Origin of the sequence: Halopelagius longus (genome assembly GCF_900100875.1) — an archaeon.
Classification (GTDB): domain Archaea; phylum Halobacteriota; class Halobacteria; order Halobacteriales; family Haloferacaceae; genus Halopelagius; species Halopelagius longus.
In genome coordinates, this window is the sequence record NZ_FNKQ01000001.1 from 700,372 (window position 1) to 725,938 (window position 25,567).

Here is a 25,567-nt window from a genome sequence, read left to right on the forward strand (position 1 = left end):
ACAACGAGAGAGTGAGCCCGGGTGGCTTAGCTGGACATAGCGCCGCACTCATAGGGTTTCTGAGATTCGGTGCGGTAACGCCTTGGAAGCTTCCGCGTGCAATCGGGGCCCGCCGAGCCTCGAACCTGAGTCATGCGGAGATCGCGGGTTCGGAGCCCGCCCCGGGCACTTCCGAAGCCACCGTTTCCTCCGAGAACTACTGCTTCGAGCGATCCGTCTCTCGTCCGTTCGCGTCCGTCGATTTCTCGCTTCGTCTTCGCCGTTGAGTGACGCGTTCGGCCCTGCAGGATGCGCGTAGTACTACGTCGTCGGTCCCGGTCGTCGGCCGACGGTCGCCGATCACTCGATCCGATAGCGGCGCTTCCGTACTCGCCTCACGCTCGCCCGACGGCGACGGAGAGAGCCGTCGCTCCTCGGTCGAGACGCCAAAAGAAAGGAACGTCGAAGGCCGGAGGGAACTCCGGTAGTTAGCGGTCGTTAGTCGCGGCGGACTGCGAGCAGCGCCGCGGCGAGGAGTGCGACAACAGCGACGGCGATGCCGAAGCCGGGCGTACCGGTGCCCGTCTCTCCGCCGCCACCGTTACCGCCCTCGGCCGTGGTCGTCTCGCCGCCGGCCGTGGTCGTCGCGGCCGTGGTCGTCTGACCGCCGGCCGTCGTGGTCTCGGTCACCGTGGTCTCGGTCTCCGTACCTGCGGTGCCGGTTTCGGTCTGGTTCTGCTCTGCGCCGCCTTCGACGACGTTACCGTCGACCTCGAGGTTGTCCGCCTCGGGGTGGTTGCTGCTGACCGTGACGGTGAACGTGTCGTTGGCGCTCTGCTCGCTGAAGTCGAACGTTCCGCTGAACGTCCGGTTCTCCGTCACGTAGACGGTCGACGTCTTCAGGAAGCTCGGGCTCGTGTCGTCGCTGCTGCGGACACGCAGTTGGAGCTCCGTACCGGGTGCGAGGGTCGTCGTACCCTCTATCGTCTGGTTCGACGTCGCCGTCACGTTGACGGGTTCGTCCATGTTGTACTCAGCGGTGCTGAACTGGTAGTCGGATTCGACCGACTGCTCTTCGTCAGCGAGGCCGTCCTCGAGGACGGTGAAGTTGCCCGTGAGGGCTTCCTCGTCGTCGAGACGGTCGTTGACGACGGTGTCCTCGCTGGCGTTGAACTGACCGTCCTCGTTCTCATCGACGTACGCCGTCACCTGGGACGGGTTGTACGTGATGTAGTAGGTGTCGTTCTGGCTGTCAGCGATGACGTTGGAGTTCGAGTTGTTGAGCGCGAGCTGGAACGGTTCGCGGTTCGCACCAGCTTCGGTCTGCTCGACCGAGTAGTTGAACTGGGTCGCACCGTAGAACTGGCTACCCACTTCGTCGCTGTCCTGCGCTTCGAGGACGCCTTCCAGACCGGAGGCGTTCACCTGCTGGACGACGCGGTCGCCGAAGGCGATGTCCTGGGCCTGGGTGAGGTTGTTGTTCTGAGCCGCCTCGTAGAGCTCTTCCTTGTCGGAGAAGCTCTCACCCGAGGGGGCCGTCCACGTGTTCAGACTGCGCGTTTCGCGCTGTTCGAGGACGAGCGTCGCGACGTTCTGCGAACTGACGCTGGCGTCCTGACCCGAGCGGACCTCGAGGTCGTACTCGCCGTTGTCGAGCAGCGATTCGACGCCCGTGCCGATGGACGAGCTCGTGATTTCGTCGTCGTCGGACTCGACCGAGTAGACGTCGCTGGCATCGTCAGTCTCGCCGTTCTGGGCTGCCCACGTGTTGAAGTAGAGCCTGACGACGCCGTCGTCGTTACCGTCTTCGACGGTGACGTTGGAGACGAAGCCGACGTCTTCGCTACCGATGGTGACGGTCGCGTAGTCGGAGTTGCTCATCGTGATGTTCATCCCGACAACGTCACCGCGTGCGTCGGTGATGATGCTGTTCTCGAAGTTGGCCTGGCCTTCACCGGCCTCCGCGACGTTGATCGTCGAGGAGCTGTCGGTGACGCCGGAGTTGTTGTCGCGGGCTTCGACGGTGTAGTCGCCCGTGTCGACGTCGTTCAGGTCGAACTCGAAGTTGTACTCACCCTGACCGCTGAGGGTGGCACCGATTTCTTCGACTTCGTCGCCGTCACTGTCGAGGAGCGAGACTTCGATGGGGCGGTTACCCGCGTTGGCGGTGATCGTCCCTTCGATGCTGTCCTCGGTGGTGACGTTCTGGTCGTCGATAGTCATGTTGAAGCCGAGGTCGCGGACTTCGATGGCCGCGTTCGGGCTTCCCTGACCGATCGAGAAGTTGTACTGGTCGATTTCGCGGTTCGTCGTGTTGAACACGAAGACCTCGCTGTTTGCGCCGGTCGAACCGCTGAAGGCGTAGTTCGAGTCGTCGCCTTCGACTTCGACGTTGGTGTTCGTGCCGTTACCGAGGACCGCGACGTTCTCGCCCTGGTAGACGTTCGCGGGGTTAGAGACGCCGGTGTCCGAATTGATCGAGACGGTCGCGACCGTGACGCTGACGTTGTTGTCGTCGTCGAGGTCGCTCGCTCGGACGGGGTTACCCTCCGTGTCCGTGACCGAGTCAGGGACGTTGAGGGTAACGTCGCCGGTGTTCAGGTCGCTTCCGGTGTCGATGAGGACGCGACCGTCGGTCGTCTGCGTGAACGCAGAGTCGGACAGGCCGACGGCCTCATCTTCGACGTAGAGCGTCATTTCGGACGCGTTCTGGATCTCCTCGTTGAAGGAGACTTCCACGACGGTGTCCTGCACGCCGCTGGACGCGTCAGTGTCGTAGTGAGTCGCAGAGAGGAGGTCGGGCGAACCCGCCTGGCTACCGCTGCCGGCGTTCTGGACGGTGACGTTGGCGCTAGCCGAGCCGTCCGCGGCGGCGGAGTCGGTGAAGTTGAAGTCGAACGAGTCCGTGACGTCGGAGCTCACGGATTCAGCGGTCGCCGTAACCTCACCGGAGACGGTGATCGTCGCGTTGCTAGCGTTGACGCTACCGTCGTCCTCGATGGTCCACGTTCCGTCCGAGTTGGACGTGACGTTGAGGTCGGTACCGCCCGCGCTAGCGTTCACGTTGTCGACCGAACTAACGTTGAGGTTAGCGGGTGCGCTAGCGGAGAAGGTATCCGTAGAGTTGTCTGTGCTATAGTTGTCGAACGTTACCTCGAAGGTATGGGTCTGGGTCGAGCCTTCCTCGACTGTACTCGGAGAGACGGTTGCACTCCCAGTAGAGTCGACAGCAGCCGCAGACCCAGAGAGCGCGACGGTGCCCGCAAAGACGGAGAGCACCATCAGCGCTGCGAGGAATACTGCGCGGAACTTGTCTGTCTTGCTTGTCATAGTTAGGGGGTTTTCCTTGTCGGCGACACCTGCTTTCGTCCAGCCTGATTTCCCACTCGGCGCCCGGGTCACCGGACTCGGATGGAGTTACTCACGGATGTCACCATGGGCAGGGGTACATCAGAACAGCACACGTCTGTGTGGTAAATACTTTGTGTACTAACACAATCCCGATGATTCAAATGTCCTGAACAAGAACCATGATAAACTTACGGGCGTTAAAAATTTGACAGTAGGACGAGTACCCGTTAGATGCGTGTACACGCCGCCTTGGGTAGGGCGGCCCGCGAGAGCGGGTACGTGAGAACGCCACGCAAGCGCGCGTGGCGTGGCGTTCAGTCTCCGTTTTCGACGCCGGAACGAAACGCGGAGTCGTAGGTCCCTTCCGCGTACGTCGATCCTCGTCACGTCACGCGCACGCGATAGTCGTCCTATGTCGGAACGTCCTCCGCAAACCTGTCCCGGCGTCCGACGAATCGGTCCGCGTATGTTGTCTGTTCTCATACAGTAGCGCCGTTTCGCGCGCGCTCCGGCAGAACGGGCGACATAGGGGCCTTAAACGGTATTTAAACCCTGTATTAAGTAGTAATCAACTATATCACAGTTTGGTTAACTTCTCCTTTAACTTTATATCAGAGTAGTGTGAGGGAGAGATTGGACACACCACGACAGGGGGTGGGACGGGAGTCGCACTCGCCGGGGACGGCCCCGGTAGGCGGTCGGGTTCGCCCGACATCGACTCCCGGGGGAAGGCACGACCGTCCGCTGTCGCCTTGGGGTGTCGTCCGAACACAAATCATGAAGCTAAAACAGCTATTCACGGACGACTCGGCCGTTAGCCCCGTCATCGGGGTCATCCTGATGGTGGCTATCACGGTCATCCTCGCAGCAGTTATCGGCACATTCGTACTGAACCTCGGCGGAAGCGTCTCGGAGACGAGTCCGCAGGCGAGTTTCGGATTCGACTTCAGCGCCAACAACGTCACAATCACGCACGAGACGGGCGACTCGATCGAGGCTGCGCGCCTTGATACGAAAGGCCTGAGCAGTGAAAGTGGTGCAGACTGGGCGGGTGCGTACTCGGATTCCATCGGTGCTGGGGACTCCATCGAACTCAGTAACGGCGGCGCTTGGGCAGGCGAAACGATTCGTGTTGTCTGGACCTCTGAGAACGAGGAGACCTCTGCTACGCTGAGTAAGACGACTGCACCGAACTAATCCATGAAGATCACCGAACTCCTCTCCGACGATAACGCCGTGTCACCCGTGATCGGCGTTATTCTGATGGTGGCAATCACGGTCATCCTCGCGGCCGTTATCGGGACGTTCGTCCTGAACCTCGGCGGAAGCGTCTCGCAGACCGCTCCGCAGGCGTCGTTCGCGTTCGACTTCGAGAACGGGTCCAACGATAACGTGACCATCACTCACGAAACGGGTGACTCCATCAAGGCAGCCCGCCTCAATCTGACGGCTAGCAAAGCCGTTGACATCGCCACGGACAAGAGCAACCTTGGTGCTGGCGGTGGAAGTGCGGCTACCTCTCGGTCCTTCGTTGACAGTGACGCATACGGTGCTAGTGATACTATCAGTGCAGGTAGTACTCTCTATGCAGGCAACGCTAGTGACCTGAACGGTGAAGAGTTCCGCGTCGTCTGGGCCTCCGAAACCGGCGACTCCTCCGCGACGCTGTCCAAGTGGACGGCACCGGACAACTAACTCGCTAACCAACCATTTCTTCGATCGCAAAACCCCGTAGCGACGGCGTTCAGCGGTACTCGATTGGAACGTTACAGACGGCTCTCGACGGAATTCTACCGAGAGACCGTGTACGAAAAACGAATCGACGATTCAGACCGGTCGTCCGCTTCCGGACGTTCCGACGAGGTACGTTCCGAGGGTGAGAAGCGCCGTGGCCAACACGAGAACGTACGACGCCACGGGCGGCGTCCCCGAGAGTACGCCCGGGAGGAACCCGAGGACCCCGACGACCATCAGGACGACCCCGACGATGCTCTTCTTGCTGCTGAACAGTCCCATACCCGTCACGTGAGACGCGTCGAATATGGGTGTTGCGCTTTTCGGCGTCCTCAGGCGTGGGGCGACCACGTCCGTTCGCCCGCCTCCACCGCCACGTCGAGCCAGTTCTCCTCCGGCGGAAGCGGACAGGCGAACGTCTCGCTGAACGCGCAGAACGGGTTGTAGGCGACGTTGAAGTCCACCACGACCTCTCGGCCGTCCATCAGTTCGCCCTCGGGGTGGAGTTCGATGTACCGGCCGTTCTCGTACGTCTGCTGTCCCGTCGTCTTGTCGCGGAAGGGGACGAACAGCGTCCGGTCCTCGCTCGTCTCCTGTCGGTAGCCGTGGAGTTCGAGGTTCTCGCCGCGGAGGGAGAACTCGAACGTGACGACGCGGAGGTACCGCACCTCGTTTCCGGCCGTCGTCTCCATCGTCACCGGTTCGGGGTCGCCGTGGACGCGCGCCGTCGCGGAGACGCGGTACGCCGGGTCCGGGTCGAAGTAGTCGAGTCCGTCGAACTCCTCGCGCAGTTCCGGCGGGATGGGCGACTGCGGGTGCGAGCCGAAGAACTCGTCCTTCTCGGCGCGCTTCTCCCGGAGTTCCTCGACGTACTCGGCCGGCGCGTCCGTCGCGGCGTCTGCGTCCTCGCTCATAGCGTCCGGTACGGCGCGCGGACTGGTACACCTGACGATTCCGGCGGGCGCGGATACGTGCGGGGTGTGCGGGAGGCGTGCGCGGGTGACGCGAAGACGGACAGAAGGAAGTCTGGGACGAGGCCTCAGTCGTCGCGCTTCGCGGCGGTCAGCCGGTCGAACTGTTCGGTCGTCAGCGAGATGTCCGCCGCGGCGAGGTTCTCTTCGAGTTGGTCGGTCGTCCGCGCGCCGACGATGGGTGCGGTCACTTGCTCGTGGTGGAGTAACCACGCGAGACTGACCTGCCCCGGCGTCGCATCGACTTCCGCGGCGACGGCTTCCACGGCGTCTAAGGCGTCGAAGTTCTCCTCGGTGAGGTAGGAATCGACGAACTGCTGGTCGGTCGCCGCGCGGGAGTCCGCTGGCGGTTCCTCCCCGCGGGTGTACTTCCCGGTGAGAAAGCCGCCCGCGAGGGGGGACCACGGGACGACGCCGATGTCGTAGTCGGCGCACATTTCGAGGTAGTTGCCCTCTATCTCCCGGTTGACTGCGTTGTACCGCGGTTGCGCCAGCGAGAACGGCTCGTACCCACGCCTGTCCGCGAGTTCGTTCGCCTTCACCACCTTCCACGCGTTCGGTTCGAGCGTCGAAGTGCCGAGGTAGTTCACCTTCCCGTCGCGGACGAACGAATCGAGGGTGCGCATGAACTCCTCGACGGGCGTCTCGTCGTCCCAGCGGTGGGTGTACAACACGTCCACGTAGTCGGTTCCGAGTCGGTCGAGGATGCGGTCCGTCTGGCGGCGGAGGTGCTTGCGGTTCAGACCGCTTCCGTTGGCGTCCTCGCGGGTCGGCCAGTAAATCTTCGACGCGACGACGAACTCCTCTCTGTCGCGTTCAGCCAACCACTCGCCGATGTACGTCTCGCTTCGCCCTTCGCCGTACATGTCGGCGGTGTCGATGAAGTTGCCGCCGGCGGCGGCGTAGGCGTCGAGCAGTTCGTGGGCCCGTTCGCGCCCGACTTCGACGTTCCCCTCGTCGTCCGCCCGCCCGAACCGCCACGTTCCGAAGGCGAGTTCCGAAACCGACGTTCCGGTCCGTCCGAGAGACACCGTATCGAGAGACATGGTCGCAGAAAGGAGCGTCGGCGGCTAAAACGCCGCGATTCTCAGCGCGCGTGACCGTGACCGACGACGAGAGCGGCGACGTTCAACGCGAGCAACGTTCCGAACACCGTGACCTGTTCGCCTCGCAGTCCGCTGACCAAGAGGGGGAGATACAGAAACGGGAGCGTGACGGCCAGCCAGAACGCCAGAAATCGAATCGGCGCACCGATTATTTCGAGACCGGTCTGGAGCGTAGACGGCGACGTTTCGATGAGTTTGCCGAGAACGCCGACGCGTTCGTCGTGGGCGGGGGCCGAAGAGTTCGACATACGTTGGGACACACCTACTCGATTACAGCACGTCCGGGAACATATAGCCGACCGAGTGTTAAGACTCGTTTACAATCGTTCCTTAGTGAAACTCACGAAAACCTAACTTTTCCAAACCCATCGAGTGGAGTCGAGACGTTTCATAGGGGCCTCTCGACGCGTCTTCACGATTAACGAGCGGTATATCGTGACAGTATTTCGTTCCGGGGGGTGAGCGCCGAGATATTGTCTCGGCGGGCGCGTCGTCGAAGCGCCTCGCACGGATGACGAAAGACGTAATCGACCTGGCAGAGAGTGCAGAGACGATACGATGCCACAGGTACACGTCGTCAGTTGCGGCGGCACTATCGCGAGCGAACCGAGCGAAGACGGGGCGGCCCCGGCGAAGGCGGGGGACGAACTCGTGGAGGCCGTTCCGGAGGTGTCGACGCACGCGGACCTCCGCGTGACCGACGTGGGCTCTCGACCCGGATTCGACATGGACTTCGGCGTCGTCGGGCGGGCGGCGGACGCGGCCGTCGAAGCGGTTTCCGAGGGGGCCGACGGCGTCGTCGTCACCCACGGGACGGACACGCTGGCGGACACGGCGTACGCGCTGGACCTCGTCACGGAACTCGACGTTCCGGTCGTCGTCACCGGCTCTCAGCGCCGGTTCGATGAACCCGGTTCCGACGCCCCTTCGAACCTCCTGACGGCGGTGCGCGCGGCGGCGGACGACCGGTTCGACGGCGGCGTGTACGTCGCCTTCGACGGCGAACTCCTCGCGGCCCGCGACGCGGTGAAGACGCACACGAACGCGCTCAACACCTTCCGAGCGCCCGGAAAGGGACCCGTCGCGTCGTTCACGAGACGGTCCGTCCGCGTTCACCGCGACCCCGGTTCGGCCGCCTCCGAGACGTCGCTCCCGCGCGACGCCCTCTCCGAGGCGGACGCCGTCGACGTACCCGTCGTCCACTCGGGGACCGGCGTGGACGGCCGGTGGCTCACCCGGGCGGTCGAGGCGGGGGCCGACGGCGTCGTCGTCGAGGGGACGGGACTCGGGAACACCACGAGCGGACTCGGCGACGCCATCCGCGACGCACTCGACTCGGTGCCGGTCGTCGTCTCGACGCGGTGTCACGCCGGGCCGACCGAAGCCGTCTACGGAACCGGCGGCGGGGGCGTGACGCTCCGCGAGCACGGAATCGCCTACGCGGGCGACCTCTCGACGGCGAAGACCCGGGTAAAACTCGTTCTCACGTTGGCCGCCGTGGACGGACGGGACGACGCCGACGAGCGACGTTCGTCGGCCCGCCGAACCGTGGCTGACGACGTCGCCGCCGCCTTCGAGTAACCCGCCCGGGAGCCCCCGAGACCGTTCACCGCGGGTTTTTGGTCCCCCGGAAATAGTGTCGAACACCATGTCCGAGGCAGACGCCCTGACAGACCGCCGGGTCGACAGCAACCTCTTTATCACCGTCTCCGGTCCGCCGGGATGCGGCGCGACGACGCTGTGCGAGGGGCTCTCGACTGCGCTCGACTGCGGATTCGTCTCGGGCGGCGACATCTTCCGGACGCTGGCCGAGGAGCGCGACATGAGCCTCTCGCAACTCATCGCGAAGACGGACGAGTCCGACGAGATAGACCGCGCCTTGGACCGCCGCCTCCGGACGATAGCCGAGAAGTGGGGCGCGGCGAACAAGGCGTTCATCCTCGAATCTCGCCTCGCAGGGTGGCTCGCGGGCAACCGCGCCGACCTCAGAATCTGGCTCGACGCGCCGGAGGAAGTCCGCGTCGACAGGACGCGGGACCGCGAGGAGATGGAAGCCGAGATGCGCGTCCGCGAGGTGAGCGAGGCGGGGCGCTACGAGTCGTACTACGGCATCGACGTCTCCGACCAGTCGTTCTACGACCTGACGCTCAACACGGCCCGGTGGAGTCCCGAGGCGCTCTTAGAGGTAGTCCTCGCGGCCGTCGAGGAGTACGACCCCGAGACCGACGAGGGCGCGTTCCACACCGACGACGTCGACGTGTAACTTTTTGGGCGTCGCCGCCTCCGCGGTGGTATGGCCGACCTCAACCCGGTCGCGAAGCGAATCCACAACGTCTCGCCGAAGCCCGTCCGCCTGACGCTTTCCGACGGCACGTCGGCGATTTACCGCATGCACAGCACGGAGTTCTTCCAACTGGAGTTTCAGGCCGAGGGCGAACGCGTCGACGACCGTGCCGACTACCGACTGATAACGACCGAGGACAACGAGTCCGTCATCCTCGGCCGGAAGGGACCCGACGACGGCGAGTGGTCGATGGTCGGCGAGGTGACGGAGGCGGCGCGCGCCGACGCAGCCGAGAACTGAGAGAGCGGCCGGTCGAGCGGCGATTACTCCCTCGTTCTGGACTCCGACCCGCCGAGGCGACGGCGGAGGCGCGGCAGTTCCGCGCGGATGGCGTTTCGCTTCAGCAGCGCGAACCCGCCGAAGATGACGACGAACCCGACGAGCGTGTGGACCGTCGGCAGTTCGCCGAGGAACGCCCACCCCGCGAGCGCCGCGAACACCGGCGCGACGTAGGAGACGAGGTTTATCTCGATGGGACCGAGGCGGTCCAACAGGTCGAAGTAGACGAGGAACCCGAGCGCACTCGCCACGACGGAGAGGTAGCCGAGGGCGGCGAACGCCTCGAACGACCAGACGACGTCGCCGAACGACTCGCCGAGGCCGGCGCTAATCGCGTGCATGAGGAGCGCACCGCCGACCATCGACCACGCTTCCATCGTCTCGATGGGCATCGCCGAGTCGATGCGGCGCGTGAGAACCGACCCGAGGGCGAAGCAGGCCGCGGCGGCGAAGATGAGTAACTTGGCGACTGCGCCCCCCGCGAGCAGGTTGTTCGGGTCCGGGTTCGAGAGGACGACGACGCCGACGAGTCCGAGCACCATGCCGACGACGCCGAGGAGCGTCAGGCGTTCGTCCGGGAGGAACGCCCGCGCGAACCCCGTCGTCAGCAGGGGACTCAGGCTGACGATGACGGCGGCGGCGGCGCTCGTCACCGCCGGGTCGAGTTCCCCGACGAACAGAAGCGCGTGGTACCCCGCGATGAGAAGCGTCGAACCGACGGCGACGACGGTCCACTCGTCGCGTCCCCGCGGTAGCGGGTGGTCCGTCGCGTAGGCGGCGTACGCTAACATCAGGACGCCCGCGATGTCGTAACGGATCGCCGCGAACAGGACCGGCGGGATGTACTTCAACCCCGCCTTGATGGCCATGAACGCCGCGCCCCACGCCGCCGCGAGGAGGAAGAACAGGATGGCGTTTCTGTACCGTGTCACATCGGTTCTGCGTCGTCTCGGAGCCTGAAAGTTTCGCTTCGAACCATCTCCGGACTGTAGTTCCACCCCAGTTTCCCTCGTCAATCACCGGCAGTCAGTTGATGTTCCTCGTCTCGTCATGACATCCCGTGCCACAGTAGGCATACGTACGCTATCGAGCGGTTTCGGCGTATGCGTTCCGATCGGAGGGGGCGAATCCGGGATATGCTTAAGTCGCCTGACCGGCTACGAAGGGTATGGCCGTTCACGGCCGGTCAACACTCCGCGACCTGTTCGACGACTCTCCGACCCCGCACATCGCGCATCCCCCGCGCACACATCATCGCCACTTCTACGTCGCCACCGACGGGTCTTATCGTCCCGACGGCGGCGGCCTCGGGGTCGTCATAGAGGCGCGCGACGGAACGAGGGTGGCCCGCATCGCATCGACCGATGCGGCCCCCGACAACAACGTCGCAGAGTACCGAGCGCTCCACCTCGGACTCGACGTACTCGCGGCGAGAGCGCCGCCGAACGCCCGCGTCGGCGTCCTCGTGGACCACGACGACCTCGCCGAGAACGTGAACACCGAGGTGCTCGCCGCCGACCCCGAGTGGAAGGCGGGGCACCCGCGGTCGGTCCCCCGCGGGAGCGAGCACCACTGGCGCGGGATTCGCGCCCGCATCGCCGGATTCGGCGAACTCCGTGCGGCGCGCATCGACGGGCGGGAGAACCCGGCCCACCCCCTCGCCAACGCGCCCGGCGAGTACGCGCACGTCAACTACAAGGCCGACAGGTGCGTCCTCCCCGAACCGCTATCGGGCGAGACGGCCGAGGCCGACGACCCGCAGTTCCCCCCGCCGTCGCGGTTCGAGAGTCGCGCGAGCGACTGACGGCGAAAGAGAAGATTGACAATACCCCTTCTCTAGTCCGTTCTCGTGCCGTCTGAAGCCACTCGCGCGCCCTCGGGAACCGTCTCGTGGCGCACGACTCTCGGTGCGGTCGTCCACGCACGCGCTCAGAGACTCGTCGCCGTCTTCGCCCTCACGACCATCGCCGTCACGGCGGTGTTCGTCCTGACGGGGTTCGACCTCCAGACGCTTCTCCCGGCGGCGTTCGGACCGGTCGAAGTGTCGCCGCTCGCCCAACAGGTCGAGTACAACCGCCTCGCCGTCGAAATCGCTATCCTCGTCGGCGTCGTCGCCGCGGCGCTTTTCGTCGCACCGCATCTCGTCCGCCACGAGGCGGTCGAGTTCTCCCGCGCCCGGAGACCCCTCGCCGTCGCCGCAGTCGGGTTCGTCGCGGGCACCGCCGCCGGCAGAACGCTCGTCCTCCCGGCGATGTTCGAGTTGTTCGCCGACAGCCTCGTCGATATCGACGCCGCCGTCGGTCCGTACTGGGTGACGGAACTCGGCCTGTTCTTCCCCGTCACCCTCGGCGTGGCGGCGGCGTTCCCGGCCCTCTTGGTCGGGGCGGTTCGGGCGGGTCTGCTCCCGCGCCTCACCACCGCCCGCCACCGGACGTTCGCGGCGGTTCCGTTCCTCGTCTTCTCGGCGACGCACGCGCCGCCGACGCCCACCACGTTCGTCCTCTACGCCGCGCCCCTGTTCGCGGGACTCGGCGTCGGCGTCGCGTGGTTGGAGTTCGCGGACTCGCCGACGGTCGGTCGCTACGGCGAGGAGTAGTCTACCTTCCCTTCCTCCTCTCGCATCTCTATCCAGTAGACGCGGGCGGAGGGGATGTGCAGGTAACGGCCGTCGTCGAGTCTGAGGCGAACGCCGTGGACCTTTCCGGATTCGGATATCTGGTCGGCGTCGACGTTCACCTCGGCTCTCCCGTCCGGGTCCTCCGGGTCTTCGTAGGCTATCTTCGCCATAGCCTCTCTAGCACGTACGGCGGGATAAGGCCACTACGTGACACGAATGCGACGGGTGCGGCCGTCCCGCCCCAAGGGTTACCCGCGTCTCGCCGGTACGTCGCGTATGGGAACCGACGGAGGCCGTACGCCGGACGACCGGTCGAACAACGCGCACACGCCGCCCGACTCGACGGCGAGTGACGAGACGTACGCCACGAACGAGGAGGGACAGCCGAGAATGACCAACCGGTCCCGCGGGGGCGAACGCGTCACCGACGCCGATAGCCCAGGCGCGGGAACGGCCGCGTTGCTCATCCTCGCGGGCGTCATCCTGTTCGTCTTCCCGGAACCGGTAACCTCCATGGCCGGAGTCGTCCTCATCGTCGCCGGGATACTGCTGTGGGGCGTCGAACGGTTCGCATAACCACCTTTTCCCGAGAGATGCTCCGAGTAGAGATTGCGGAGTAGAGCGCGCCTGTGGGCGTCTGCTTCCCTTCGTTCTCTTTCTCTACACAGACTGTGCGGTCTTCCGGTGCCAAGCGACCAAGACGAGTCCGACCCCGAAAACGAGGGCGTAAAATACGTACCCCAATACTGCAGGATAGTAACCGACATTACTGACATCTTGGAGTGAAAGCAGTGGCGTGCCTCTGTAAAGCAGAGAGGCGACGCCAACCGATCCGATACTACAGGCGATCAACCCATAGCGCTCTATGGATTCCATGCCGTCACTTAGCGACGCTTCGCCTTGAACGATTCGCGGCCCCGTCTGTGTCGGCTGTTTCGGGTATACTCCGGATGAAGAAACCGTCGTACGAGCGACTTTACAACGGAGTCTCGCGTCACCGACGGACGAAAAAGTCGGTCGGTCAGTTACGCTCCGACTACTCGTTCTGGGCGTCCACCACGGCGACGGCGCCGAGGTTGACGATGTCCTTCACCTCGTCGCCGCGTTGGAGGACGTGGACGGGCTTGTCCATGCCGACGAGCATCGGGCCGATGGCCTCCGCGCCGCCGAGGCGTTGGAGGAGTTTGTAGCCGATGTTGCCCGCTTCGAGGTTCGGGAACACGAGGACGTTCGCCGGGTCTTCGAGGTCCGAGAACTCGTAGGTCCCTTCGAGGATGTCCTCGACGACGGCGGTGTCGGCCTGCATCTCGCCGTCCACCTGGAAGTCCACCTCGGGGTCGTCGTGCATGAGTTTCACCGCGTCGCGCGGTTTCTTCGTCCCCTCGTTGGTGACGCTCCCGAAGTTCGAGTACGACAGCATCGCCGCGCGCGGTTCGACGTTGAACCGGCGGGCGAGGTCGGCGGTGTGCTTCGTCACCTCGGCCAACGTCTCCGCGTCGGGGTCGAGGTTCACCGTCGTGTCGGCGCAGAAGATGACGCGGTTCTTGAACGTCAAGAGGTACACCCCGGCCGCGTAGTTCGCCTCCGGCGCGGTGCCGATGACCTGCAACGGCGGGCGAAGCGCCGAGGGGTAGTGGTGCGTCAGGCCGGTGAGCATCGCGTCGGCGTCGCCCTCCTCGACCATCACGCTGGCGAAGTAGTTGGTGTCGTTGCGGATCCACTCGTTGGCCTCGTTCTTCGTCAGGCCCTTGCGCCGCCGGAGTTCGTACAGGCGGTCGGCGTAGTGGTCCCAGTCGCCGCTCTTGGGGTCCACGACGTTCGGGTCGAAGTCCAGACCGAGGTCCGTGGCGATGGCGGTGATGCTGTCCTCGTCGCCGACGAGGATTGGTTCCGCGATACCTTGATCCTGCATCTGGTACGCCGCCCGCACCATCTTCTCGTCTGTGCCCTCCGCGAGGGCGACGCGCTTGGGGTCGGATTTGGCCTTGTTGAGGACGACGCGCATCATCTCGCGGGACTTCCCGAGGCGCGCCTCCAGACGTTCCTCGTACGCCTGCATGTCGAGGTCGGTCCGCGCGGACCCGCTGTTTATCGCCGCCCGCGCGACGGCGGGCGCGACTTTGAACAGGACCCGGGGGTCGAGCGGTTTCGGGATGACGTAGTCGGGGCCGAACTGAAGCGGTTGGTCGCCGTAGGCCTTCACGACGGCGTCCGGTACGTCCTGCTTAGCCAAGTCGGCGAGAGCGTGCGCCGCCGCGCGCTTCATCTCCTCGTTTATCTCCGTCGCGCGCGCGTCCAACGCGCCGCGGAAGATGAACGGGAACCCGAGCACGTTGTTCACCTGATTCGGGTAGTCCGAGCGACCCGTCGCCATGATGACCGTGTCGTCTCTGGCCTCCTTGGCCTCCTCGTAGCCGATTTCGGGGTCCGGGTTCGCCATCGCGAAGATGATGGGGTCCTCCGCCATCGACCGCACCATGTCCTGCGAGACGATGCCGCCGACGGAGAGACCGACGAACACGTCCGCTCCCTCCATCGCCTCCGCGAGTGTGTCCGCCTCGACGTCGTTTGCGAACTCCCGCTTGTACTCGTTGACGTCGTCGCGGTCCGTCGTGATGACGCCGTCGGAGTCGCACATCACGATGTTCTCCTTTCGCGCGCCGAGGGAGACGTAGAACCGCGCGCTGGCGATGGCGGACGCGCCCGCCCCCGAGAAGACTATCTGGAGGTCCTCGATGTCTTTCTCCACGATGTCGGCGGCGTTGATGAGTGCCGCCCCGGAGATGATGGCCGTCCCGTGTTGGTCGTCGTGGAACACCGGAATCGACACCCGTTCGCGGAGTTGCTCCTCTATCTCGAAGCACTCGGGGGCCTTGATGTCCTCCAAGTTGATGCCGCCGAACGTCGGTTCCATCGCCGCGGTGGCGTCGACGAACTCGTCTACCTCGCTGAGGTCGAGTTCGATGTCGAACACGTCGATGTCGGCGAACCGCTTGAAGAGGACGCCCTTCCCCTCCATGACGGGCTTCGACGCCTGCGCGCCGATGTCGCCGAGTCCGAGCACCGCCGACCCGTTGGAGACGACGCCGACGAGGTTGCCCTTGGCGGTGTACTCGTACGCCTTCTCGGGGTCCTCGTCGATGTCGCGACACGGCGCGGCGACACCCGGCGAGTACGCGAGACTCAGGTCGCGTTGGGTGTTCGTCGGCTTGGTCGTCGAAATCTCTATCTTCCCCGGCGGGTCCTCGCGGTGATACTCCCGCGCGTCGTCGTCGAGTCCCATGCATTAGGGCCACCGCGGGAGGCGTCAAAAATGTACCGTACTGTCGAACTCCATTTCGACAGACGACGAAAATAAACTCGAAACCGAGTTACTCCTCGGGGGCGAGAATCGCGTGGCGTTCGACGGAGAACTCGCCGTCAGCCGACTCGACGGTCCGCGTGGGCCACTCGCCCGTCTCGGTCAGCAGTTCTGTGCTGTCTTCGGTCACGAGAACCGTGTCCTCGGACTTTGCGCCCCGCACGGTCGGGTTGTAGGCGTACGCCATCGGCGCGTGGACCGGCCGGTCCTCGTTCGGGGAGGCGAACCACTCCCGTCCGGCGAATCCGGCCGCCCCGCCTTGGTGGTGGTTCCGCCACTCGCCGGGTTCGCCGGCGTCCTCGTAGGCGGCGGCGATGGCGTCGAACACGTCCGCGGCGGTGCCGCCCTCTCGGGCCGCCTCCCGCGTCGCGCCGAGGGCCGTCGCCTCCACGCGCATCGATTTCTCGTGGCGGTCTTGTAGCCACGAGGGCGGGTCGAACGCGACGGTTCGGGTGGTGCTGGCGTAGAGGCCGCCGCGTTCGGCCGTCACCGACAGGAGGGCGTAGTCGCCGAGTTCCGCGAACGTCGGCGTGTAGTGGCGGTACGACTGCGCTCGTTCGGCCCCGCCGACGAGGACGACGGGCGCGTTGGCGTTCCGGGTGGCGAGCGAGATGCGGAGGCCCGCGGCGACTTCGTGTTCGGTGTCGCCGGGTTCTATCTCGCGGGCGACCCGTTCGACGGCCGACGCCACGTCCCGGCCGAGTTCGCGGTAGCGTTCCGCGTCGGTCTTAGAGAGCGGTTGTCGCAGTTCCGTCGCGTCGAGGGCGTCGAACCCCGGCACGTCGAAGTCCGCGGCGGCGCGGCCCTCCGTGCGTTCGGCGACGGCCTCCGAGAGCGACGATTCGTACCACGCCGCGGACTCGACGTCGAACGCGGCGGGGAGTTCCTCGTCCCGGAGACGGTCGGCTTCGATGTTGTCGGTGACGACGCGCCACCCCTCGTCTCGGTCGTACCCGGCGGCGGCGACGCCGACGTCCGCGTGGTGGTCCACGACGTTGCTCCCGCCCGTGAGCCACGAGAAGGAGTTCGGCCGGGCGAACCAGACGGCGTCGAGTCCCTCCCGGTCGAGGTACTCGTCGAGGCGTTCGCGGCGGTCGGTGAGGTGCATCTCGACCCGTTCGGGGTCGTCGTCGGTCATGCGTTGGCGTTTCGACGCCGGGCCTTCAAACGTGTCGGTGCGACGGGGTCGTCGCCGTCGTCTCCGCGTCGGTGTGGCGGGGGTCGCCGAAATAGTTCGCCCGGCGAAAGGTAGAGCGATTCAAGTGTCCGCGACACGGAACTGGCGGTATGAACACCCGCCTTCGCCGTCTCGTGGCCGCTTCGTTCGTCCTCACGGGGATACTGATGGTGCTCGGGGTGTACACGGCGGCCGCCGGGGCCGGACTCACCTGCGCCGGTCGGTGGCCGTTCTGCGACGGCTTCCTCGGCCTGTTCCCGGCCAACTGGAGCAGTTTCATCGAGTGGTTCCACCGCCTCGTCGCGATGGTGACCGGCTTCCTCGTCCTCGGGACGACGCTTCTGGCGTGGCGCGAGGGGGCCGCCCGGCGGATTCGCGTCTCGCTCGCCGTCTCGACTATCCTCTTGCCCTCGCAGATAATCCTCGGGGCGCTGACCGTCACGACCTACCAGTGGGTGATTCTGACGGCCCACTTCCTCACCGCCTCGATAATCTTCACCGGCGTCGCCCTCGCCGCCGCGTGGGCGTTCGAGACGGCCGACCCGACCAGAGTCCGGACGGCCGTCACCGTCGCCGCGGCGGGCCTCCTCGTCATGGTGGTCGCGACGCCGCACGCGTTCGTCCCGTTCGGCGCGAACGTCCAAGCGGTGTACTACGGGGTCGGTCTCGCGGCGTACGCCGCCCTCCTCGCCGCCACCGTCTGGACCGCCGACGCCGTCGAGGACGGCCTTCGTTCCCGTCTCCGACTGACGACCGGTGCCGCGGCCGTCCTCACCGTCTCGTTGCTCGTCCTCGGGCGGCAGGTGTACGGCGGCGGGCTAGAGTACGTTTCGCTCGCGGGCACGGCCATCGCGTTCGGCCTCGCCGCCGCGGCGGCGTGGCTTCTCTACGACCGGACGCGGGCGGGGCGCGTCCGCGGCGTCCCCGGCGGAAGCGACTGAGGCAGCGAACGTCGCCGTCGCGGCGACAAGTTGCGTAATTATCCAAGTTTCTCGCGTATTCTGAAACGTACGAATCACCGAACGTCGCTCTTGTTCGGGTTCCGAGTTTTCAGAATCGAAGGGGTGTTATACCTCGGTCGGTTACCGAACACTGTCATGGATAGACGTACGTATCTCAAGACCGGTACCGGTGCCGTCGTCGGCACGCTTCTGGCCGGTTGTACCGGCGGCGGTAGCGGAGGCGGCGAAGGTGAAACGACCGAAGGGGCCGGCGAGGAGACGACGGGCGCCGAAACGACGGCGGGCGAAGAGACGACGACGGGCGAGTCCGAATCGCTCCCCGAGACGGTCGTCATCGGGTCGGACATCCCGTACCGCCCGTTCGAGTACGAGACCACGTCCGGCGAACTGACCGGGTTCGACGTGGACATCGCCAAGGCCATCTTCGAGGGCGAACTCGGCATCGGCTACGAGTTCAAGCCGACGAGTTTCGACTCCATCATCCCCTCGCTGAACAACAACAACTTCCGCATCATCATGTCCGCGATGACCATCAACGAGGAACGCGCGAAGAAGGTGGACTTCTCGGACCCCTACTTCACGGCGTACCAGACGGTCATCGTCCGGAAGGACAGCGACATCACCTCGAAGGAGGACCTCAAGGGGAAGAACGTCGGCGTCCAGAAGGGGACGACCGGCGCCAGCGCCGCCGAGGGACTCAAAGAGGAGTTCGGCGGCGACCTGACCCTCAAGAAGTTCGACCAGATTCCGGGGGCGTTCCAAGCGCTCATGAACGGACAGGTCGACGCCGTCGTCAACGACAACACGGTCAACGCCGAGTTCGTCAACGGAAAGGGCGAGGGGAAGGTCCGCTTCCTCGAAGGCGAGGGTGAGGCCGCCGAGCAAGGCAAGGACGCCCCGCCGTACCTCACGCTGACCGTCGAGGAGTACGGTATCGCCTTCCGCAAGGACGACGACGAGTTCCGCAAGAAGGTCAACGAGGCCCTCGCCGCCATCAGAGAGAGCGGCAAGTACGACGAGATCTACTCGCAGTACTTCCAAGGCTGAGCCTCTACCCTTCTCTTTAACACCGCACGACGCAATCTGAACCAACAATGGCTGATTCATACTCGGGCGCCGCGTCCGACGCGGAAGGGGGCAGAGGGGGGCCGGCGTACTTCGACGACACGACGCTGAAGTACCTCGGGGCCGGACTGGCGAGTCTGTTCGCACTCGGCGTCGTCCTTCTCGTCCTCTACATCCTCACGACGCAGGTGGACTTCGGCCTGATCGGGACGATTCTGCCGCAGTTCATCGACGCGTACTTCCTGGTGCTCGGCATCGTCGTCACGTCGAGCATCCTCTCGGTGTCCTCCGGCGTGTTCGTCGGACTCGCGCGCGTCTCGAAGACCAGAATCACGAACGGCATCTCGGGGGCGTACGTCCAGTTCTTCCGGGGGACGCCGCTCCTGTTCCAGATATTCGTCATCTACTTCGGCATCCCCGCGCTGTGGCCGGGGTCGTTCCCCTTCTCGAACTGGGGGATTCCGACGGCCGTCATCGCGCTCACCCTCAACCACGCGGCGTACGTCGGCGAGGCGGTTCGCGGCGGCATCAACGCCGTCCCGGACGGGCAGATGGAGGCGGCGCGTTCGCTCGGGATGGGCTACGTGCAGGCGATGCGCGAAGTCGTCATCCCGCAGGCGTGGCGCAACGCCCTCGCCGCCGTCGGGAACGACCAGGTCATCCTCGTGAAGGACACCTCCCTTCTGACCGTCATCGCCATCCCCGAACTGATGCAGCAGTTCCGCGACGTAAACAGCGCGACGTTCGACCCGTGGACGCCGTTGCTCCTCGTCGCCGTCGCGTACCTCTCCATCACGATTCCGATGGGCAAACTCGTGACCTACCTCGAAGACCGCTCCGACTGGGGAGGTGAGCGCCGATGAGCGCGCCCCTGCTGGAGTTCGACGGCGTGGACAAGTTCTTCGGCGAGACGCACGTCCTCAAGGACGTCTCCTTGGACGTCGAGGACGGCGAGGTGTGCGTGGTCGTCGGCCCCTCGGGGTCGGGGAAGTCCACGCTGCTTCGCTGCGCGAACCGACTCGAAGAGATACAGGGCGGCGAGATTCGCCTGGACGGTCAGTCCATCTCCGACCCGGACGCGGACATCAACCGACTCCGCCAGCGCATCGGGATGGTGTTCCAGTCGTTCAACCTGTTCCCGCACAAGACGGCCATCGAGAACGTCACGCTCGCGCCGGAGAAAGTCCGCGGCGTGAGCGAGGCGGAGGCGCGGGAACGCGCGGAGTCGCTCTTAGACCGGGTGGGACTCGCGGACCAAGCGAACTCCTACCCGAACCAACTCTCCGGCGGGCAGCAACAACGCGTCGCCATCGCACGCGCCCTCGCGATGGACCCGCGCGTCATGCTGTTCGACGAGGTGACGAGCGCACTCGACCCCGAACTCGTCGGCGAAGTGCTCGGCGTCATGCGCTCTCTCGCCGAGGAGGGGATGACGATGATGGTCGTCACCCACGAGATGGGCTTCGCCCGCCAGGTGGGCGACCGAATCGTCCTCATGGCCGACGGGAAAATCGTCGAGACGGGCGAACCGACGCAGTTCTTCGAGAACCCCGAGACCGACCGCGGCAAGCGGTTCCTCTCGAAACTCCTGTAACCGAGCGGACCGGTCGGCTCCCTATCCTTCATCGTTTTTTCGGCGCAGACGCCACCGCTATCCCCTCTGAGCACGTAATTCGCCACATGAGTGCAATGGAACGAAACCCGAACGCGGCCGGCGACGAAGAGCGCCGAACAGCCCGAAAGGGCGTGCTCTTCTGCCCCGACTGCGGTCGAATCGCCTCGCCCGACCGGTGGGAGTGGAACCACGGCGACGACGTCGAAACGCTCGACTGTCCGAACTGCGGAACCACCCTCACGACCCGTCCGCGCGCGCTCGCGTGACCGCCGAACCTCCGACCTAGTTTTTCGACGCCGCGAGAAGCGAACGTACGATACCGACCCGCGTCGGCGACGCGCCGCGTCGGGCGGGAGAAAACGTGCCGCTCAGAAGTCCGTCAGGCTGAACTGTCCGTCGTCCTCGTCGGCCGCCTCGTCTTCGTCGCCGTCGGACGCGTCCCTGTCGAGTACGTCGTCCGTCGCGTCGTCGCCCTCGTCGGCGTCGTCCGCCGAGTCGTCGTCTCGGTCCGGAACGCCGCCGGAGAAGGCGTCGCCCGCGTGGTCCTCGATGGCCTCGTCGCGGAGTTCTCGGGCGTCTTCGACGATGGACTGGACCTTGTTCGTCGTCTCGCCGCTTCCGGTGACGTAGGAGACGGCCGACTCGTCGAGGTCGTAGTGGGCGGCCATCGCCACGGTCAACTCCCGCGGCTTGCAGTGGTGGGTCATCGCCGAGAGGAACGGCAACACGTCGCGCCGCGCGGCGGCCATGCTGAACCCGCCGGATTCGGCTATCTTCCGCACCACGTCGTCGCGGGTCTTGTTCCGCGTCGAACGGTAGGGCGCGCCGCCGTACCGCGTCCACCCGCCGCGGGTTCGGTCCCGCGAGGCGGCGACGCCGGCGGCGAGGTTGTCCGTCGCGTACCGCCAGTAGGAGTACTCCTGCGACGCCCGGACGCGCCCCAACCACACGTCGGCGTTGGCGAGGAACTCGTAGGCGCGGGCGAGTTCGTCGGGTTCGTAGACGATTGACACCTTGTCCTCGACCCACTTCGTGAGGTCGTCCGGCGTCTCGTCCACCGAGTACGCCGACTGGAGGGCGTCGCGGGCCGAGTCCTCCTTGAGGACGGCGTCGAGGAACTCGAAGAGGCCGACCGCCTTGTCTCGGGACCCGGTCACCACGTCCTCGACTGTCAGACGCTCCTTCCCGTCGGCGGCCGCCTGCAGGTCGTTGATGGCCGACCGGAGGTCGCCCTTGTTCACTTCCGCGAGGTGGTCGAGGGCCTCGGAGTCGAACTCGATGCCCTCCTTGCGGAGGATGTCCCGGAGGACGGGGACGATGGACCGCGAGGACACGTCGCGGAACTCTATCTCCTGGGCGGCGTTCCGCAACCCGTTCGACATGTCGTAGTACTCGTTCGCGATGAGGACGATGGGCTGGTTCGACTTCTTGACGAGTTTGGTGATGGCCCCCGCGCCGCCCCTGTCGTAGTTACCGTGGATGTTGTCCGCCTCGTCCAAGATGACGAGTTGGCGACCCTCGTCCGTGCCCGTCGAGTCGCCGGAACTCGACCCCGCGAGCGTCGTGTTCATCGCGGCGCGACCGGCGAATCGCTCGATGACGTCCGCCGTCCGCTGGTCCGAAGCGTTCAGTTCGACAGACTCCCACCCCATGTCGTTGGCGAGTGCGTGCGCCGCGGACGTCTTGCCGACGCCGGGCGCGCCGTGGAGGACGACGGCCTCCCGGTGGTCGTCCCACGTCTTCGCCCACTCCTCGAACGCGTCGCGGGCCTTGTTGTTCCCGCGGACCTCCGCCAACGTCGAGGGGCGGTACTTCTCCGTCCAGTCGCTCATTATCGACAGAAAGCGCGAGGCGCGTTTAGTGGTTGCGGAGGCCGGTCGCCTACGACGAATCGACGTTCAGTTCGGCGAACGCCCCGTCCTCGCTCACGTCCGTCGGAGCCCGGTTGACCAGTTCGCGCACGACGAACGCCTCGTAGTGTTGGGTCTCGCAGTACTCGCACGGCGTCATACGCGAACACCCGCGTGTTCGATTCGTCGTGCTCGAGCGTCCCGCCGCCAGCGTCTTCGAGCCGAGCGATTCCGACCGGACCGGCGTCCTTCAGGACGATGACGTGGTGGCGAACGGTAGCCTCGACCTTCTCCTCGCCCCGTCGCGTCAGTTCCTCGTGATTTATCACAGCGGCTTTCACCGCTTGGATCCAAGGGCGGGCACCGATGAGTCCCGCGGACGCCCAGTACGACATCGGCGGGATGTCGTGTTCGTTCTGCGCCGAGAGCATCCGCAAGGCGTACGAACGGACGGAGGGCGTCGAGGAGGTGAACGTCAGCCTCGCTCACGAAGAGGTTCGAGTCCGGTACGATAGCGGCGCGCTGGGCGAGGTCGAACTGAAGGACACGCTCCGTGACCTCGGCTACACTATCCGCGACCCGGACAAGCAGAAACGGTTCGAGGAACAGCAGAGAGAAGTCGAAGAGGCCGCCCGGCGACTGACGCTCGCGGGCGCGGCGGCCCTCGTGACCGTCGGGCTGATGCTGTTCATGATTCTCGTCCGCGGGACGTTCGAGTCGGGGGCGCTGTGGATGGACCTCGCGACGCTGAGTCTCGCAGTGGGGACGATGTTCGGCCCCGGACGCTACATCGCCGCGAAGGCCTACAACAGCCTTCGACGCCGCATCTTCAACCAGCACGTTCTCCTCGAAGCCGGCGCGTTCGCCGGTCTGATCGGGGGGGTCCTCGGGCTGTTCGTCTTCCCCGGGTTCCCGACGGTCCACTTCTTCGCCGTCTCGGTGTTCATCACGGCGTATCACATCCTCTCTGAGTACACCAGCCTCATCGTCCGGACGCGGGCGTCGCGGGCCGTTCAGGGACTTCTCGACCTCCGACCGGACACCGCCCGGCGCGTCCGCGGCGGAGAGGAGTCGGGCGCGCCCCGCGCAGACAGTGACGCGGAGGAAGTGGAGGTGACCGAACTGGAGACGGGCGACCGCGTCCGCGTCAAACCCGGAGAGAGCATCCCTGTGGACGGCACCGTACTCGACGGCGAAAGCGCCGTGGACGAAAGCGTCGCGACGGGCGAGTCCGTTCCGGTGGACAAAGCGCCGGGCGACGAGGTAATCGGCGGAAGCGTCAACGACACCGGGACGCTCCTCGTGGAAGTGACCGCGACCGGTGACGACGCGTTCCTGACTCGGGTTACGCGGCAGATAGAGGAGGCGAGGGCGATGAAACCCGGGGTCGTCCAGTTAGCGGACCGCGTGCTGAAGTACTTCGTCCCCGGCGTTCTCACCGTAGCCGTCGCCTCCTTCCTGTTTTGGGTGCTCGTCCCCGCCGTCTGGTCGGGCGGGCCGTTCGGGACCGGCCCGAACGTCCAACGCGGAGCGTTCGCGGCGTTGGCCGTACTCGTCCTCGGATATCCGTGCGCGCTCGGAATGGCGACACCGCTCGCACTCGTTCGAGGCGGCGGCATCGCAGCGAATCGGGGCATTCTGATGCGAAGCGGCGACGCCTTCCAGATTTTCCGAGACGTGGACACCGTCGTCCTCGACAAGACGGGCACTGTAACGAAGGGCGAACCCGCGGTCGAGGAGGTGGTCGCCGTCGAGTGCGCGGCGTCCGACGTGATACGCCGCGCGGCCGCCGCGGAGGCGTTCAGCGAACATCCCCTCGCGGACGCCGTCCTCGATTGCGCGGCCGAACGCGGCGTCGAGTTCCCCGACCCCGACGAGTTCGACAGCGTGACCGGCAAAGGCGTTCGCGCGGGGGTCGGCGAGGAGCGGATTCTCGTCGGGAAACCCGAGTGGGTCGCCGAAGAGGGAGCCGATACGACGGCCGCACGGGGCGATATCGACCGACTCCGGGGCCGAGGCTACACCGTCGTTTGCGTGGCCGTGAACGGATCGGTCGTCGGTCTCGTCGCCATCGGCGACCCCGTGAAAGACGACGCCGCCGAGACAGTCGAGCGAATGAAGCGGGTCGGCATCGCGCCTGTCATGATCACCGGCGACAACCAGCGAACCGCCGACGCGGTGGCGGAAGCGGTGGGCATCGACCGGGTGATGGCCGACGTGCTTCCCGACGAGAAGCGCGACGAGATACGGCGACTGCAGGACGACGGTGAACGCGTCGCGATGGTCGGCGACGGCATCAACGACGCGCCCGCACTGACGCAGGCCGACATCGGCATCGCCATCGGCGCGGGGACTGACATCGCTATCGAGTCGGCGGACATCGTGTTGATGGGTGACCGACTCGGCGGCGCGGTGGACGCCTACGAGATCGGAAAGAGCAGTTATCGGAAGACGAAGCAGAATCTCATCGCCGCGTTCTCGTTCAACGGTATCGGCGTGGCCGCCGCGACGACGGGCCTCGTCCACCCGGTGTTCGCGATGATCGCGATGGTTCTGTCCGTCTCGGTCGTTCTCGCGAACAGTTTCGCGGGGCAGTTGCTTCGGGGCGAGCGTCCCACAACGGACTTCGCGGCCGAATCCAACGTCCCTCCGGTCGATACGGACGCGTAGAAGGCGGACGCGAGGCGACTCAAGCGACGACTTCGTAGCCTGCGCCGTGGATGACGGGTCCGAGGTCGTCGTCAGTCACGTCGTCCTCTACGACGATTTCGACCGTACCCGCCTCGTGGTCCGCTTCGACGCGGCGCACGCCGTCGATGTTCTTCAGTGCGTTCTCGACGTTGCGTTCGCACCCGTTACAGGACATCCCGGAAACGTCGATACTGCGACGTTGTACCATAGCCGGTCGACGGGTTTCGAGAGGATGAGCCTTACGACGGGAGCCGTATCGGCACGCATCGGTCGGTTACGGGCGCGTTTTCGCACTCCGAGCGCCGAGACGGCGGTCGGTTCGAGCGACTACCGCCGCGGGCCGAGCTACTCGGCCACGTCTCCCCCCACCGCGTCGGCGACGCGGTGGCCGACCGGGTAGGAGCGAAACGTCACGTCGAGTCCGGCGTCGTCGAGTCGGGCGTCGCTCTCCTCGCCGTACTGGGG

At 65.5% G+C, this 25,567-nt stretch carries 25 protein-coding genes, 1 tRNA gene and 2 pseudogenes; 15 read left to right on the forward strand and 13 right to left on the reverse strand.

The features are described from left to right. Positions 1–15: 15 nt before the first annotated feature. Positions 16–168, forward strand: a tRNA-Met gene (locus tag BLS11_RS19265). Positions 169–477: 309 nt separating this feature from the next. On the opposite strand, the gene BLS11_RS03660 is transcribed toward BLS11_RS19265, so the two are convergent. Further along, positions 478–3,042, reverse strand: coding sequence for a DUF7827 domain-containing protein (locus BLS11_RS03660; protein WP_175454330.1), 2,565 nt, complete (start codon positions 3,040–3,042; stop codon positions 478–480). A gap of 171 nt (positions 3,043–3,213) precedes the next feature. Beyond that, a pseudogene (locus BLS11_RS19975) lies at positions 3,214–3,309 on the reverse strand (surface glycoprotein); the annotation flags it as partial. Positions 3,310–4,107: 798 nt separating this feature from the next. Here BLS11_RS19975 and BLS11_RS03665 point away from each other — a divergent pair. Both BLS11_RS03665 and BLS11_RS03670 read left to right on the forward strand, forming a co-directional pair. After that, a complete protein-coding gene (locus tag BLS11_RS03665; protein WP_092533073.1) occupies positions 4,108–4,527 on the forward strand; it encodes a type IV pilin domain-containing protein in 420 nt (139 codons plus the stop codon). Between the two features lie 3 nt (positions 4,528–4,530). Then, positions 4,531–5,025 carry a type IV pilin domain-containing protein gene (locus BLS11_RS03670; RefSeq protein ID WP_092533076.1) on the forward strand — a complete coding sequence of 165 codons (495 nt, stop codon included), beginning with the start codon at positions 4,531–4,533 and terminating at the stop codon, positions 5,023–5,025. A 132-nt stretch (positions 5,026–5,157) separates the two neighbouring features. Here BLS11_RS03670 and BLS11_RS03675 read toward each other — a convergent pair whose 3' ends face one another. From BLS11_RS03675 to BLS11_RS03690, 4 genes are all read right to left on the reverse strand, one after another. Continuing rightward, positions 5,158–5,346, reverse strand: a complete 189-nt coding sequence (locus tag BLS11_RS03675; RefSeq protein ID WP_092533079.1) for a DUF8178 family membrane protein — start codon at positions 5,344–5,346, stop codon at positions 5,158–5,160. Between the two features lie 50 nt (positions 5,347–5,396). After that, positions 5,397–5,978, reverse strand: coding sequence for a DUF1684 domain-containing protein (locus BLS11_RS03680; protein ID WP_092533082.1), 582 nt, complete (start codon positions 5,976–5,978; stop codon positions 5,397–5,399). 125 nt (positions 5,979–6,103) lie between these two features. Beyond that, entirely contained in the window at positions 6,104–7,081 is a 978-nt protein-coding gene (locus tag BLS11_RS03685) for an aldo/keto reductase (RefSeq protein ID WP_092533085.1), read from the reverse strand. Positions 7,082–7,122: 41 nt separating this feature from the next. After that, positions 7,123–7,389, reverse strand: coding sequence for a DUF8028 family protein (locus BLS11_RS03690; protein WP_092533088.1), 267 nt, complete (start codon positions 7,387–7,389; stop codon positions 7,123–7,125). Between the two features lie 310 nt (positions 7,390–7,699). On the opposite strand from BLS11_RS03690, the gene BLS11_RS03695 reads away from it, so the two are divergent. The 3 genes from BLS11_RS03695 (at position 7,700) to BLS11_RS03705 (ending at position 9,725) form a co-directional block, all read left to right on the forward strand. Continuing rightward, positions 7,700–8,722 carry an asparaginase gene (locus BLS11_RS03695; protein ID WP_092533091.1) on the forward strand — a complete coding sequence of 341 codons (1,023 nt, stop codon included), beginning with the start codon at positions 7,700–7,702 and terminating at the stop codon, positions 8,720–8,722. Between the two features lie 67 nt (positions 8,723–8,789). Further along, positions 8,790–9,404 (forward strand): (d)CMP kinase, encoded by a 615-nt coding sequence (cmk, locus tag BLS11_RS03700; RefSeq protein WP_092533094.1) that lies wholly within the window; start codon positions 8,790–8,792, stop codon positions 9,402–9,404. Positions 9,405–9,434: 30 nt separating this feature from the next. Beyond that, the gene (locus tag BLS11_RS03705; RefSeq protein ID WP_092533096.1) at positions 9,435–9,725 is read left to right on the forward strand and encodes a DUF8072 family protein; all 291 of its coding nucleotides are present in this window, start codon (positions 9,435–9,437) and stop codon (positions 9,723–9,725) included. A gap of 23 nt (positions 9,726–9,748) precedes the next feature. Here BLS11_RS03705 and BLS11_RS03710 read toward each other — a convergent pair whose 3' ends face one another. Beyond that, entirely contained in the window at positions 9,749–10,696 is a 948-nt protein-coding gene (locus tag BLS11_RS03710; RefSeq protein ID WP_092533099.1) for a DMT family transporter, read from the reverse strand. 236 nt (positions 10,697–10,932) lie between these two features. Between BLS11_RS03710 and BLS11_RS03715 the strand changes: the two genes are divergently transcribed. Further along, the gene (locus BLS11_RS03715) at positions 10,933–11,568 is read left to right on the forward strand and encodes a ribonuclease H family protein (RefSeq protein WP_092533102.1); all 636 of its coding nucleotides are present in this window, start codon (positions 10,933–10,935) and stop codon (positions 11,566–11,568) included. A 45-nt stretch (positions 11,569–11,613) separates the two neighbouring features. Beyond that, the gene (locus BLS11_RS03720) at positions 11,614–12,360 is read left to right on the forward strand and encodes a twin-arginine translocase subunit TatC (protein WP_092533105.1); all 747 of its coding nucleotides are present in this window, start codon (positions 11,614–11,616) and stop codon (positions 12,358–12,360) included. Here the strand turns inward: BLS11_RS03720 and BLS11_RS03725 are convergent. Next, on the reverse strand, positions 12,345–12,551 hold the full coding sequence (locus BLS11_RS03725) for a hypothetical protein (RefSeq protein ID WP_092533108.1): 207 nt from the start codon (positions 12,549–12,551) through the stop codon (positions 12,345–12,347). The genes BLS11_RS03720 and BLS11_RS03725 overlap by 16 nt on opposite strands. A gap of 106 nt (positions 12,552–12,657) precedes the next feature. On the opposite strand from BLS11_RS03725, the gene BLS11_RS03730 reads away from it, so the two are divergent. Further along, on the forward strand, positions 12,658–12,957 hold the full coding sequence (locus BLS11_RS03730) for a DUF308 domain-containing protein (RefSeq protein WP_092533111.1): 300 nt from the start codon (positions 12,658–12,660) through the stop codon (positions 12,955–12,957). Between the two features lie 460 nt (positions 12,958–13,417). On the opposite strand, the gene BLS11_RS03735 is transcribed toward BLS11_RS03730, so the two are convergent. Both BLS11_RS03735 and BLS11_RS03740 read right to left on the reverse strand, forming a co-directional pair. Further along, complete coding sequence (locus tag BLS11_RS03735) at positions 13,418–15,664, reverse strand: NADP-dependent malic enzyme (RefSeq protein ID WP_092533114.1); 2,247 nt, start codon at positions 15,662–15,664, stop codon at positions 13,418–13,420. Positions 15,665–15,752: 88 nt separating this feature from the next. Beyond that, positions 15,753–16,880: a M24 family metallopeptidase gene (locus tag BLS11_RS03740; RefSeq protein ID WP_092533117.1), complete on the reverse strand. Its 1,128-nt coding sequence runs from the start codon at positions 16,878–16,880 to the stop codon at positions 15,753–15,755. Positions 16,881–17,029: 149 nt separating this feature from the next. Between BLS11_RS03740 and BLS11_RS03745 the strand changes: the two genes are divergently transcribed. The 5 genes from BLS11_RS03745 (at position 17,030) to BLS11_RS03765 (ending at position 20,827) form a co-directional block, all read left to right on the forward strand. Beyond that, on the forward strand, positions 17,030–17,860 hold the full coding sequence (locus BLS11_RS03745; RefSeq protein WP_092533122.1) for a COX15/CtaA family protein: 831 nt from the start codon (positions 17,030–17,032) through the stop codon (positions 17,858–17,860). Between the two features lie 156 nt (positions 17,861–18,016). After that, complete coding sequence (locus BLS11_RS03750; RefSeq protein ID WP_092533127.1) at positions 18,017–18,928, forward strand: basic amino acid ABC transporter substrate-binding protein; 912 nt, start codon at positions 18,017–18,019, stop codon at positions 18,926–18,928. Positions 18,929–18,975: 47 nt separating this feature from the next. Beyond that, positions 18,976–19,809 carry an amino acid ABC transporter permease gene (locus tag BLS11_RS03755; RefSeq protein ID WP_092533130.1) on the forward strand — a complete coding sequence of 278 codons (834 nt, stop codon included), beginning with the start codon at positions 18,976–18,978 and terminating at the stop codon, positions 19,807–19,809. Continuing rightward, entirely contained in the window at positions 19,806–20,540 is a 735-nt protein-coding gene (locus BLS11_RS03760) for an amino acid ABC transporter ATP-binding protein (RefSeq protein ID WP_092533133.1), read from the forward strand. The genes BLS11_RS03755 and BLS11_RS03760 overlap by 4 nt, the downstream gene beginning before the upstream one ends. 86 nt (positions 20,541–20,626) lie before the next feature. Beyond that, positions 20,627–20,827 (forward strand): DUF8106 domain-containing protein, encoded by a 201-nt coding sequence (locus BLS11_RS03765; RefSeq protein WP_139172759.1) that lies wholly within the window; start codon positions 20,627–20,629, stop codon positions 20,825–20,827. Positions 20,828–20,929: 102 nt separating this feature from the next. Here the strand turns inward: BLS11_RS03765 and BLS11_RS03770 are convergent, their stop codons facing one another. Together BLS11_RS03770 and BLS11_RS19980 are read right to left on the reverse strand one after the other, a co-directional pair. Next, positions 20,930–22,393, reverse strand: coding sequence for a replication factor C large subunit (locus tag BLS11_RS03770; protein ID WP_092533139.1), 1,464 nt, complete (start codon positions 22,391–22,393; stop codon positions 20,930–20,932). A gap of 49 nt (positions 22,394–22,442) precedes the next feature. Beyond that, a pseudogene (locus BLS11_RS19980) lies at positions 22,443–22,731 on the reverse strand (transcriptional regulator); the annotation flags it as partial. Positions 22,732–22,777: 46 nt separating this feature from the next. Here BLS11_RS19980 and BLS11_RS03780 point away from each other — a divergent pair. Beyond that, on the forward strand, positions 22,778–25,081 hold the full coding sequence (locus tag BLS11_RS03780) for a heavy metal translocating P-type ATPase (RefSeq protein WP_092533142.1): 2,304 nt from the start codon (positions 22,778–22,780) through the stop codon (positions 25,079–25,081). Positions 25,082–25,100: 19 nt separating this feature from the next. Here the strand turns inward: BLS11_RS03780 and BLS11_RS03785 are convergent, their stop codons facing one another. Then, positions 25,101–25,310 carry a heavy-metal-associated domain-containing protein gene (locus BLS11_RS03785; RefSeq protein WP_092533145.1) on the reverse strand — a complete coding sequence of 70 codons (210 nt, stop codon included), beginning with the start codon at positions 25,308–25,310 and terminating at the stop codon, positions 25,101–25,103. Positions 25,311–25,567 lie beyond the last annotated feature (257 nt).